Below are 12539 nucleotides of genomic sequence, written 5' to 3' on the forward strand. Positions count from 1 at the left end.
AGGACACACCTCAACGACTTCATGGCAGCCTATAATTTCGGGCGAAGACTCAAGACCCTCAGTGGCCTTACCCCTTACGAATACGTCTGCAAAATCTGGACTTCAGAGCCAGAAAGATTCATCATCAATCCAACCCATCAAATCCCGGGACTAAACACCTAGAAGTCCGACTTCTGTCAGAATCATTCGGGCGATCGCGAGTTCAGGATCAAGGAAGTCGTGCTGTATCTGTGTCATGTCAGATAGCCTGATTAATAGCGTCGATACTGCAATGTGTTTTGATTTTGGATATCAGTCTGTTCGTCACCGTACATAACATCAACAAACTGTCATGACAGTTCAGCTTTGCATGCTCTTTTGCCTCGTTAAGGCCATACATCACCATCCGTACAAGCCCGCCTGCTGCACGAAGCACGACCTCAGCCGTCTGCACCGGTGTGCCATCGCCGCATGATACAAAATCTTCATCAGAAAGCTGGGTGGTAGGCAGACCCGGATTTCAGCTTACCCCCAGCCAGGTTTCTTTTTGTGTATTTTGAACCCGTTGCTGGCCGCGGGTTTAAGTCGTCATACAACAGGAGGCGACCATGTTCGCTCAATCCGGTAATGCACATGGTAATCCGACGAAACCAACAGGTTCTCCAAGCGAGGGGGAGCCTTTTGATCTCTTTCTGGACGAGAACCCGATCATAGACGGGTCGCCAGAAGAAGACGCGCCTGAAGAGGACTACGATCCAACGAAAAGTGCTCCGCCTTCCAAACCGGGAGAGCCGCCCGTACTTCCGAAGTCTCCGGACAATCCCACCAACTGATTCCGCCCGGCTTCGGCCGAGTTTCTTTTCCCTGCGACCAAACCTCTGCTTCGGAACGGCTTTGAAGTGTTGTCACCCCTAAAATGGAGATGATGATGTCTTATCCTCAAAGCGCCAGTGAGTTGCCTAATCCTCCGCCACCGATGCCACCTCAGCCGCCAAAACCCAATCCATATCCGCCACCAGGTGAAGATCCCCCGCCCATGCAGGAACCACCAAATCTGGTGAACTGATAAAGAGACCCGGTAAAAGCCGGGTTTCTTTTTATCTCAGCCAAACTCCGGATCTGTGGCGCGCTTGAATCATTTTGCCGGAAGGGCGAACCATGTCCATTCCAGTTGATGAACAGACCCCAAAGCCGGTTCTCCCTCCAGACAACCGCGACCTCAAGGCGCATAATGATGGCCTACCGGAGAGCACTGAAAGCCCACAGCTTGATTCTCCGCCGCGGCGATTGAAGCATCAATATCGCATTCGCCCCCTCGGCAGATTTTGCCCGCCCTGGACATCACACTAAAATAGTGTCTGACCCAGAAAGGACGGCTAGAATTGAATTTCTTTTACAGATTCGCCACCATAGCTTTACTGCGAGTACCAATTAATACTGTCTTCTCGCAATACAACAATACTACAAACCATATATATGCTCGATACGCATGAGTTTAAAATCAAGCTGGAAATAGCTAAAAATCGGCAAAGATACCAAAACAATGAGGTATAGAAGACTGGTCTTAGATCGGCCACCAACAGGCTGGAGTGGAATGAAAGATGTGCATAAAAGCTGTAAAATTGATTCCATATTTATATAGACGATAAAAATGTATTATCTTGACCAGATAACGATTGGAACGAGGTGAATTTAAAGAATTTTCTATTGTTGGCAGCTGTCTTGGTTGCGCCCGGCGTGGCCTTGGGGCAGGAGATAAAATCCGATAAGCCGCAAATCACAAACAAAGGCCCTGTATACCCAAAAAAGCTGATTGAGAAAAATGCTACGGATCAGGTTCATTTGATGTTTGACATTGATAAAACTGGGCATACTGCAAACTGCCAAGTAACCTCCAGCACAAACCCTGAATTCAACGAAAGTGCGTTAGAGCACTGTCGACAGCAGAGGTATGCTCCAGCGACCATAAATGGTGTTCCTACAGTCAATCATCATCACCGTACAATTGTGAATTATAGTCTGGATAACTAGTGGCATGTCCCGCAAAGAGCTTTACATTTAGTCTAGGCGTCCCGAAATTCATTCATGCAAATGAAACGGATATGGCATGTACCGGGCACCCACAGGGATGCGATTCTATGCTTGAGTGACGGCGAGCATAAAGGATTGGAGCGTAACACTACGCTCTCTCGTCCGTCTTTTAATCTCGGAACCAGATCGTCGGTCCCTGAACCACATATCTATGATGCCGCTTTTGCCGTCACAATTCTCAAAGATCAGGATTTCGAATTTGTCGACTGAGCGTTCGAGACCTGCATCAGAATCTGTTGCCCGTACTTTTCGGCCTGCTCGGTCTCACCACAGAACAGGATTTGATCTAGGCGGATACCACATGGAAGAGGCAGGCACTGGTCTGATAGTGCCAATCCTCAAAGACCCAGGCTTGCTGCCTTCCGCGATGCCAAAGGTAAGAGTCCATTTTCTACAGGTCACGCCCAAGCAGAGACCATTCTTCGATTCGCTTGGTGACCTAGAAGGACTACACACTGGGCGTCGAATTGCATCTAGCCCCTTTGGGGCATGAATCTTGTGCAAGACAGCGATTGAAAAGCTCATGAAAGCAGCAGAGCAATTCTTCAAATCGCAGTGATCACCAGTCATCAAACTCTATCGGAGCGCTAACGATATACGCGCTCACTCAATCAATAACAGCCGAAAAAACGAGGCCAACGCGCCACTCGAGATCGCGAAACCTCATAAACAAAAGCTATTTTTACGGATCGGAAATTGTCTCTGGAGGTCCGGGCGGGAATCGAACCCACATACGCGGATTTGCAGTCCGCTACATCACCATTCTGCCACCGGACCTCGACGGAGACAGGCGCTATATCCCCTCTGAAGCCCGATGGGTCAAGACCGATAATTGATCTGCAGAAGGATTTTTATTCTGTCACCCGACAGGCTATTAAGGACTGATTCACATAATTCTGTGATATGATGCATACTTAAAGAGCAGGAAATCTCATGACTTCAGGATGCGACGGTGCGGTAAAAATGACGGCTCCACTTGGGCTCGGTCTCCTATCGCTTCTCCTGAGCGGAACTGCTCTTGCCCAGAAATATGATGGCAGCAGCTCGCCAAACTTCATTCCGCACACGCTGCAGGAAGCGCTTCAGACCGCATACCTGACCAACCCAACTCTTCGTGAAGAGCGGGCACATTTGCGCGCTACCGATGAGCAGCTCCCTACAGCATTGGCAGGTTGGCGCCCCACTGTTCAGACCAGCATGAACCTGACCTACTACGATGGCAGTACAAACTACGCGTCAAAGGGTGGATATCTCGGAAGTTCACGTCGCTATCAAACGCCCGGTTATATGGGGACTGTTGGCATCACCCAGCCTCTTTACCAGGGCGGCAAGACAGTCGCGAGCGTTCATGCTGCAACCAATCAGATCATGGCTGAGCGTGCCCGCCTGATCCAGACGGAGCAGGACGTCTTCACCAACGTCGTCAACGCTTATGTCGGGATTATTGAAGACGAGCAGTTGCTACAGATTGCGATCAACAATGAACATGTTTTGCAGCAACAGGTTGAAGCGACCCAGGAGCGGTTCCACGTCGGCGAAATTACCCGTACCGATGTAGCACAGGCGCAGGCCGCTCTTGCCAGTGCCACAGCCGAGCGTCAGCAGGCCGAAGGAACACTTCAGAGCGCCCAAGCAACCTACCTCCAGATCGTTGGAATTGCAGCGGCCCCAAATCTTGAAGCCCCCCAGCCTCTGAACCTGCCTGTACATAGCGAACAGGAAGCCGTGGCAATTGCGGTTCAAAACAATCCACAGGTTGTCAATGCGCTCTTTCTTGAAGCACAGCGCAAAGACAATATCTCCGTCCAGATCTCCCAGATCATGCCCAAGGTTTCTGCAAGCCTGAACTATCAGCGTTCTGTGAATCAAGCTTACGGCGACTCACTGCAGGACAATAAATATGGTGAGATCGAGTTCTCTGTGCCTCTGTATCAAGGAGGGTCAGAGTATGCCTCCATTCGAGGTGCACGTCAGGATGCACAGGCAGCGCATCGTGAAGTCGATGTTCAGCGCAGAACGGCCCTTCAGAAGGCGGCATCGAACTGGCAGCAGATGGTTTCCTTCAAGCAGTCCATTTCCAGCGACCGGATGGCTATCTCTGCCAATGTGATCGCGCTGGATGGTGTCGAGCGGCAGGCTCTCGTAGGCACAAGTACGACACTTGCTGTTCTTCAGCAGCAGCAGACCCTGCTGCAGTCACAGCGGACGCTCGTTCAGCATCTCTCGAATCTGGTGACGTCGTCCTATGCTGTCGCCGCAGCGATTGGGCGTCTCACGGCCGTCGATCTTAAACTCGGTGTGCCGCTTTATGACGAAAAAGCTTACTATAATGCGGTCAAGAACAAGCTCTGGGGCATGAACGATTATGCAATCAACCAGCCCGGTCGATAAATCTTTTCAGTAAAACGGAATATCAAAAAACCATGACTTCCTCTGATTTGGTTCAGCCTGATCATCAAGACGATACAGCAGTGACCGATGTCCTGAGTTCAATCAGGCGTGTTCTTCACGATGACCCTGCCGCATCCCAGCATCACGCAACCGAGGAAACACCAGACATGTCATCCCAGGAAGACGAACTGACACTGGATAGCTCCATGATGGTCACACCTCCTGCACCATCCAAAGATGCTGAAACAACGGCGCCGGTATCGTCTGCGGCCTCCACTCCGGCTGAAACCGAGCAAAGCAAAGACGATCTCATGAATGCGCAGACGGTGGCAGCCGCGGAACGCTCGCTGGACGAACTGCACACAGCGTTCAGTGGTGCGACACCTCTCGCGTCCGATACAGTCATCAGCCGCAGCAGCGGTCTGACCATTGAAGATATGGTTCGTAGCGAAGTCCGGAGCATGGTGCGCACGTGGCTGGATGCCCATCTTCCGTCACTCGTTGAAATTCTTGTCCGTGCGGAAATTGCCCGTCTGCGTCCACGAGAGTAAGAAGAGCGGTGGAAGCACGTTCTTCCACCCGCTGTACTGACTGTCCTGGATAACCATGCTCGAAAAAAGCTTCGTCCCCGCCGATCACGAAAATGCCCTCTACGATGCGTGGGAGAAAAGCGGCGCTTTCCGGGCTCACCCCGATCAGCCGGGTGAGCCTTTTTCGATCATGTTCCCGCCGCCGAACGTCACGGGTACGCTGCATCTCGGCCATTCCCTGAATTTTGTCCTTCAGGATATGCTGATTCGCTGGAAACGTCAGGAAGGATTCAATGTCCTCTGGCAGCCCGGAACGGACCACGCGGGCATCGCCACGCAGATGGTCGTCGAGCGTGCTCTCGATAAAGAAGGCACCAGCAGAACCGCTCTGGGGCGCGAAGGTTTTCTCGAACGTGTTTGGGACTGGAAGCAGGAATACGGCGGCACGATCGTCAAGCAGCTCCGTAAGCTCGGCGCCTCGGCGGACTGGGAGCGTGAGCGGTTTACGATGGACGACGGATTGTCCCGTGCTGTCCGGAAGGTTTTCGTTACCCTTTACAAAGAAGGTCTGATCTACCGCGACCGTCGTCTGGTGAACTGGGACCCGAAGTTCCGTTCGGCCATTTCGGACCTGGAAGTGGAAAACCATGAGACCAAGGGGTCCATGTGGTACATCCGCTATCCGCTGGAAGACGGTCGGACCATCACGGTGGCTACAACACGTCCAGAAACCATGCTGGGCGATGTCGCCGTGGCCGTTCATCCGGAGGATGAGCGCTATGCCGACATGATCGGTAAGACCGTGATCCTGCCGCTTACGGGGCGTCGCATTCCTGTTGTCGCCGATCTGCATTCCGATCCGGAAAAGGGCACAGGCGCGGTCAAGATCACGCCGGCACATGACTTCAATGACTTTGAAGTCGGCAAGCGTCACAATCTGCCAGCTCCGACCGTTTTTGATGAAACGGCCTGTCTGTGGATCGAGGAAATCCGTCCTGAACTGCGCGATGTTGAGGGACTGGCTTCAGTTGCGTTTGTCGAATCCCTGAATGGGCTGAGCCGCGAAGAAGGCCGCAAGCAGGTTGTTGCCGAGCTTGAGCGGCTGGAATGGCTGGAGAAGATCGAGCCACACAAGCTTCAGGTGCCGCATGCGGAGCGTGGTGGTGCAATCGTTGAGCCACGCCTGACGCTTCAGTGGTACTGCGATGCCAAGACCCTGTCGGGCCCCGCCGTAGAAGCGGTCGAAAGCGGAAAGATCGCTTTTGAGCCACGGCAGTGGGAAAACACGTTCCACGCCTGGATGCGCGATATCCAGCCCTGGTGCATCAGCCGGCAGCTCTGGTGGGGACACCGGATCCCGGCCTGGTATGGCGCGGACGGCAAGGTCTATGTCGCTGAAAACGAACAGGATGCGCAGGCACAGGCCGGCGAGGGCGTAAGCCTTACGCAGGATGAGGACGTTCTGGACACATGGTTCAGCTCGGCCCTGTGGCCCTTTACGACACTTGGCTGGCCTGACAAGACGGAGGAGCTGGCCCGTTATTATCCGACCAGCGTGCTGGTTACGGGTTTTGACATCATTTTCTTCTGGGTTGCCCGGATGATGATGATGGGTCTGCATTTCATGGATGATGTCCCGTTCCGGACTGTCCTGATTCACGGGCTGGTCCGGGACGAAAAGGGACAGAAGATGTCCAAGTCCAAGGGCAACGGTCTTGATCCGCTGGATCTTGTGGCCGAGTTCGGGGCAGATGCGACGCGTCTGGCGATTTGTGCGGGCACGGGGCCGGGACGGGATATCAAGCTTGGGCGCAAGCGTGTTGAAGAACACCGGGCTTTCGTCACGAAGCTGTGGAATGCCGCGCGTTTCCTTGAAATGAACGGCGCCAAGCCGACGGAAGGCTTCGACCCCGCGAGCGTCAAGAGCGCGCTTGGGCGGTGGATCCTGACGGAAGCGAATGATGCCATCACCGAAGCGGGGCGGGTTCTCTCGGTCTATCGTTTCGATGAATATGCCAACTGCTGCTACCGGTTCGTCTGGAGCCGTTTCTGTGACTGGTTTGTGGAATTCTCGAAGCCTGTCTTTGCGGCAGAAAACGAGGAAACCACCGAGTTGCGGGCTGTCAGCGCGCATGTTCTGGGGCTGATCCTGCGGCTGATGCAGCCGGTCATTCCGTTCGTGACGGCGACGCTGTGGCAGGAGCTTGGTTATCCGGGCAAGTTCGAGGAGATCCGCTGGCCGGAAATCATGACGGTTCCTGCCGCGGACGAAGCCCGTTCGGAGCTGGACTGGGTGATCCGTCTGATTGGTGAGGTCCGGACCGTACGGTCGGAAATGAACATTCCGCCGTCACAGAAGGCGCCGCTCCTGCTGCGTGACGCAGCACCGGAAAATCTGGAACGTGCAAAGACCTGGGCTGAGGCCATTGGTCGCATGGCGCGGGTTTCCGAAGTTGGCGTGGTCGGCGAGGATACGCCGCGCAATGCCGCCCAGATCGTTCTGGATGAAGCGACCATTTTCATCCCGCTGGAAGGTCTGATCGACCTTGATGCGGAACGGGCGCGTCTTGCCAAGGAAACCTCCCGGATTGAAGGGGAGATCCTCAAGGTGACGCGCAAGCTGGACAATGCGGATTTCGTTGCCCGGGCCAAGCCGGAAGTCGTGGAAGAAAATCGTGAACGTCTCGTGGCTTTCCAGAGCGATCTGGCCCGTCTCAAGGCAGCCCTGGGGCGTCTTGCCTGATTTGAAGGCCTCTACCTGCCTCGGCGCCGCCGTTCTTGCTCTTATGGCAGGAACGGCTCAAGCCGGGATTTTGCCCGAAGGCCGCAGCCTTGAAAATGTGACCGTCGCCGGTGAGCATTTCGATGTTGCGGTTTTCAGGCCCGCATCCTGTCAGATCCGGGCCATCCTGATCGTGCTTGCCGGAAAAAACCGTGACAGCGCGACCTATCGCGACGACGCAATTCCGCTTGCCAGACATGAATGCAGTCTGGTGTTCGCTCCCGACTTTCCCATGTCGCGTTTTCCGGTCCAGCAGTATCAGCGCGGGGGATATCCCGTCTCACGGCAGACTGTGCCGGCAGCATCCTACATGAAGCCGCTGGAGCAATGGACGCGCAGCGTTTCGGACGAGCAACGGGTTCCGATCATTCTTGTCGGACATTCTGCCGGGGCGCAGTATCTGGAGCGTGTCGCAGCTTATGCTCCGGGGGAGGAGAGCATGACCGTGATCATGAACCCTTCCACCTATGTCGAGCCCGAGACGGACACGGCCGTTCCTTACGGCTTTCGCAACTGGCCGGAGCCGGCCAGTCTTCCAGACCTCAGACGTTATCTTGCAAGAAATATCGCGGTTATTCTGGGCGCGGATGATACCGAAACGACATCAGCCACTTACCACAGCCCTGCAGCCGCAGAGCAGGGTCGCAACCGTCTTGAACGGGGGCAGTGGGCGTATGCGCAGGCGCGGGAACAGGCTGAAAAGCTGAATGTTCCCTTTGGCTGGACGATTACGCTCGTCCCGGCGACCGGCCATGATGCTTCAAAAATGCTGGCGTCCGCCGAATTGCAGGACGCCATTGAGACTGCGATCAGATCCGCGTCTTCACGATGATCTGCGACAGATCGCGGACGGCACCATGGGCTGCGCTCGTGGTCATTGCGGCATAGGCGTGAAGGGCTTTCGAAACCACACGCTCACGGTTCGGCTTCCAGGCATTTGCACCACGCTCATTCATGCGCTCGCGGCGATCCGCGATGTCGGAATCCGAAACGGCAAGGTGGAGGCCGCGCTTGGGGATGTCGATCTCGATGCGATCGCCGTCCTCGACCAGACCGATCAGGCCGCCTTCGGCGGCTTCGGGGGACATGTGGCCGATGGACAGGCCCGAGCTTCCGCCTGAGAAGCGGCCATCCGTGATCAGGGCACAGACCTTGCCCAGACCTTTCGATTTCAGATAGCTCGTCGGATACAGCATTTCCTGCATGCCGGGGCCGCCCTTGGGGCCTTCGTAACGGATGACCACGACGTCTCCGGCCACGATGCGGTTGCCGAGAATGGCCGCCACGGCGTCGTCCTGGCTTTCGAACACGCGCGCCGTTCCTGTGAAGGTCAGGATGCTGGCTTCGACGCCTGCCGTTTTGACGATGGCGCCATCCTCGGCGAGGTTACCGTACAGTACGGCCAGACCGCCATCCTGCGAGAAGGCATGCGCCTTGTCGCGCAGGACGCCGGCTTCGCGGTCCTGATCCAGTTCATGGTAGCGGCTGGACTGTGAGAAGGCATGAACAGTGCGGACGTTTCCGGGAGCGGCCTTGAACAGATGAGCGGCTTCTTCATCACCGTTGAGGATGTCCCACTTCTTCAGGGCATCGCCCAGTGTCGGCGCGTGAACGGTTGAAACGCTCGTATCGAGCAGGCCGGCGCGGTCCAGTTCACCCAGAATGGCGGGGATGCCGCCTGCGCGATGGACGTCTTCCATGTGCACGTCGTTCTTTGCGGGCGCGACCTTGCACAAATTCGGCACACGGCGCGACAGGTGGTCGATGTCGTGCATGTGGAAATCGACTTCACCTTCGCGGGCTGCGGCCAGAAGATGCAGGACCGTGTTGGTCGAGCCACCCATAGCGATGTCGAGCGTCATGGCGTTCTCAAAGGCCGCACGCGTGGCGATATTGCGGGGCAGGACAGACGCATCATCCTGTTCGTACCAGCGACGTGCCAGATCCACGATCCGGCGGCCTGCGCTCAGGAATAGTTCGCGGCGGTCGCTGTGGGTGGCGAGCAGGGAGCCGTTTCCGGGCAGGGACAGGCCCAGAGCTTCGGTCAGGCAGTTCATGGAATTGGCGGTGAACATGCCCGAGCAGGAGCCGCAGGTCGGGCAGGCGGAGCGCTCGATCTGTTCGGACTCGCTGTCGGACACGTCCGGATTGGCGGCGGCGACCATGGAATCAATCAGGTCCAGCTTGCGCGTCACACCCGGACCGTTGACCTTGCCGGCTTCCATCGGGCCACCGGAGACGAATACCACCGGGATGTTCAGGCGCATGGAGGCCATCAGCATGCCCGGCGTGATCTTGTCGCAGTTGCTGATGCAGACGATCGCATCGGCACAGTGCGCGTTGACCATGTATTCCACGGAATCTGCGATCAGCTCGCGCGAGGGCAGGGAATACAACATTCCGCCATGGCCCATCGCGATGCCGTCATCCACTGCGATCGTGTTGAATTCCTTGGCAATTCCGCCGACTTCCTCGATCGCGGAGGCCACCAGACTGCCCATATCCTTCAGATGGACGTGGCCAGGCACGAACTGCGTGAAGGAATTGGCGATGGCGATAATGGGTTTGCCGAAATCACCGTCTTTCATGCCCGTCGCCCGCCAGAGCGCACGTGCGCCAGCCATGTTGCGGCCATGTGTGGTGGTGCGGGAGCGATAGGCAGGCATGGAAGATACTTTCATGACAGGAGAAGGCCCTGATCCATAGCGAATCAGACGCGCAGAAGCCAGTGCGGGAAAGATGTGAAAACCCGCGCCGGCTCCCCTTGCCCCGAAGACTCCGTTCGGTCCAAACTCGCAACAAAGATCAGGAGCCTTTTGTGAGACGTCATTTTCTGAGCCTCGGTACCGCTCTGGCCGTGACCTGCCTGTGTGCAGCCCAGGCCGCCGAACCTGCTGCATCCAGCCCTGCGGTCACACCTGACATGATCCAGACGGGCAGCGACATTCCCGCCCATGTCAATATGCCGATCGACCAGCGCGACTATATCAAGCGCGACGTGATGATCCCGATGCGTGACGGGATCAAGCTGCATACCGTCATCGTGATCCCCAAGGGCGCGAAGAACGCCCCGATCCTGCTGACCCGCACGCCTTATCATGCGAGCGAGCGCGCCAACCGTGTTCCCAATGCCTCGACCATGCGCGCCATTCTGCCGCAGGGTGACGGCGTGTTCGTGGATGAAGGCTATATCCGCGTCTTTCAGGACGTTCGTGGCAAGTATGGCTCACAGGGCGACTATGTCATGACGCGCCCGCCGATCGGTCCGCTGAACCCGACCAAGACGGACGATACGACCGATGCCTGGGACACGATCGACTGGCTGGTGAAGAACCTGCCCGAGAGCAACGGCAAGGTCGGCATGACGGGATCGTCCTATGAGGGCTGGACCGTGGTCATGGCGCTGCTTGATCCGCATCCGGCCCTGAAGGTCGCTTCTCCGGAGAGCCCGATGGTCGATGGCTGGATGGGCGATGACTGGTTCCATTATGGCGCGTTCCGCCAGCCGGGTCTGGATTACTTCACCGCCCAGATGACGCAGGCCGGGTCCGGTGCGTCCATTCCCCGCCCGGATGCGGATGATTACACGACGTTCCTTGCCGATGTCTCGACCGGCAATTTCGCGACGAAAGCCGGTCTGGACCAGTTCCCCTGGTGGCGTCGCATGAAGGCCCACCCGGCCTATGATGCCTTCTGGCAGGATCAGGCGCTCGACCAGTTGATCGTGAAGAAGTCGCTCAAGGTTCCGACCATGTGGGAGCAGGGGCTGTGGGATCAGGAAGACATGTGGGGTGCGATCCATTCCTGGATGAACCTCAAAGCGCATCACACGCAGGTTCCGAACATCCTCGTCATGGGGCCGTGGCGTCATAGCGGCGTAAACTATGATGGCTCCACGCTTGGTCCGCTGCATTTCAACGGTGACACGGCCCTGTGGTACCGCGCCAATGTCATGCGTCCGTTCTTCGATCATTATTTGAAGAACGCACCCGATCCCCATTTCGATGAAGCCATCATCTACAATACGGGCGAGAACCACTGGGATCACTTCCGCAACTGGCTGAGCGACTGCACCACGACCTGCATGCAGAAGGGGGAGCGCCTGTATCTGCAGCCGGATCATGGTCTGGCGTTCAAGCGCACACTGCCTGGCACGGACAGCTATGTCTCCGATCCGGCCCATCCGGTGCCTTTCGTCCAGCGTCCGTACATGATGGGTGAGGATCCGCGCTGGAAGGCCTGGCTTGTGACTGACCAGCGTTTCGCCGAAAGCCGCCCGGATGTGCTGACCTACGAAACGCCTGTGCTTGACGCTCCGGTCACGGTTTCCGGTGTTCCGACGGCGGATCTGTTCGCCGCGACCACGGGGACGGATGCGGACTGGGTCGTCAAGATCATTGACGTCCAGCCTGGTCTGACGCCGGATAATCCGCAGATGGGCGGGTATGAACTGCCGATGTCGATGGATATTTTCCGCGGACGTTATAGGCAGAGCTTCACGCATCCGTCCGCCATTCCGGCGGGGCAGGTGCAGGAATACCGCTTCACGCTTCCGGCCATGAACCACGTGTTCCAGAAGGGCCACCGGATCATGATCCAGATCCAGTCGAGCTGGTTCCCGCTCTATGACCGCAACCCGCAGACCTTCGTGCCGAACATCTTCGACGCCAAGGCTTCGGACTATCACGTTGCGACCCAGACCATCCATCGTGGTGGCGATCATGCCAGCGCCATCTGGCTGCCGACGGTGACGCCGGCGCCGTAAT

The 12539-nt window shown here is 56.6% G+C and carries 8 protein-coding genes, 1 tRNA gene and 1 pseudogene; 8 read left to right on the forward strand and 2 right to left on the reverse strand.

The window, feature by feature from the left end:
• The 3 genes and pseudogenes from HKD24_RS01650 to HKD24_RS15550 all read left to right on the forward strand — a co-directional run.
• Window positions 1–162: pseudogene (locus HKD24_RS01650) on the forward strand (IS481 family transposase); the annotation flags it as partial.
• Window positions 163–587: 425 nt separating this feature from the next.
• Window positions 588–812 (forward strand): hypothetical protein, encoded by a 225-nt coding sequence (locus HKD24_RS01655; RefSeq protein WP_194258738.1) that lies wholly within the window; start codon window positions 588–590, stop codon window positions 810–812.
• Between the two features lie 904 nt (window positions 813–1716).
• On the forward strand, window positions 1717–2010 hold the full coding sequence (locus HKD24_RS15550) for an energy transducer TonB (RefSeq protein ID WP_407646344.1): 294 nt from the start codon (window positions 1717–1719) through the stop codon (window positions 2008–2010).
• A gap of 763 nt (window positions 2011–2773) precedes the next feature.
• On the opposite strand, the gene HKD24_RS01665 is transcribed toward HKD24_RS15550, so the two are convergent.
• A tRNA-Cys gene (locus HKD24_RS01665) sits at window positions 2774–2847 on the reverse strand.
• Window positions 2848–3003: 156 nt separating this feature from the next.
• Between HKD24_RS01665 and HKD24_RS01670 the strand changes: the two genes are divergently transcribed.
• From HKD24_RS01670 to HKD24_RS01685, 4 genes are all read left to right on the forward strand, one after another.
• Window positions 3004–4461 (forward strand): TolC family outer membrane protein, encoded by a 1458-nt coding sequence (locus HKD24_RS01670; RefSeq protein ID WP_194258740.1) that lies wholly within the window; start codon window positions 3004–3006, stop codon window positions 4459–4461.
• Window positions 4462–4628: 167 nt separating this feature from the next.
• Window positions 4629–5012, forward strand: coding sequence for a DUF2497 domain-containing protein (locus HKD24_RS01675; RefSeq protein ID WP_228124103.1), 384 nt, complete (start codon window positions 4629–4631; stop codon window positions 5010–5012).
• Between the two features lie 55 nt (window positions 5013–5067).
• Window positions 5068–7734 carry a valine--tRNA ligase gene (locus HKD24_RS01680; RefSeq protein WP_194258742.1) on the forward strand — a complete coding sequence of 889 codons (2667 nt, stop codon included), beginning with the start codon at window positions 5068–5070 and terminating at the stop codon, window positions 7732–7734.
• Complete coding sequence (locus HKD24_RS01685) at window positions 7727–8605, forward strand: hypothetical protein (RefSeq protein WP_194258743.1); 879 nt, start codon at window positions 7727–7729, stop codon at window positions 8603–8605. Before HKD24_RS01680 ends, HKD24_RS01685 begins: the two co-directional genes overlap by 8 nt.
• Here HKD24_RS01685 and ilvD read toward each other — a convergent pair.
• Entirely contained in the window at window positions 8583–10439 is a 1857-nt protein-coding gene (gene ilvD / locus HKD24_RS01690; protein WP_194258910.1) for a dihydroxy-acid dehydratase, read from the reverse strand. The two genes, HKD24_RS01685 and ilvD, sit on opposite strands and share 23 nt — an antisense overlap.
• A gap of 152 nt (window positions 10440–10591) precedes the next feature.
• On the opposite strand from ilvD, the gene HKD24_RS01695 reads away from it, so the two are divergent.
• Complete coding sequence (locus HKD24_RS01695; protein ID WP_194258744.1) at window positions 10592–12538, forward strand: CocE/NonD family hydrolase; 1947 nt, start codon at window positions 10592–10594, stop codon at window positions 12536–12538.
• Window position 12539: the final 1 nt, after the last annotated feature.

The organism is Gluconobacter vitians (genome assembly GCF_015244565.1).
GTDB lineage: Bacteria > Pseudomonadota > Alphaproteobacteria > Acetobacterales > Acetobacteraceae > Gluconobacter > Gluconobacter vitians.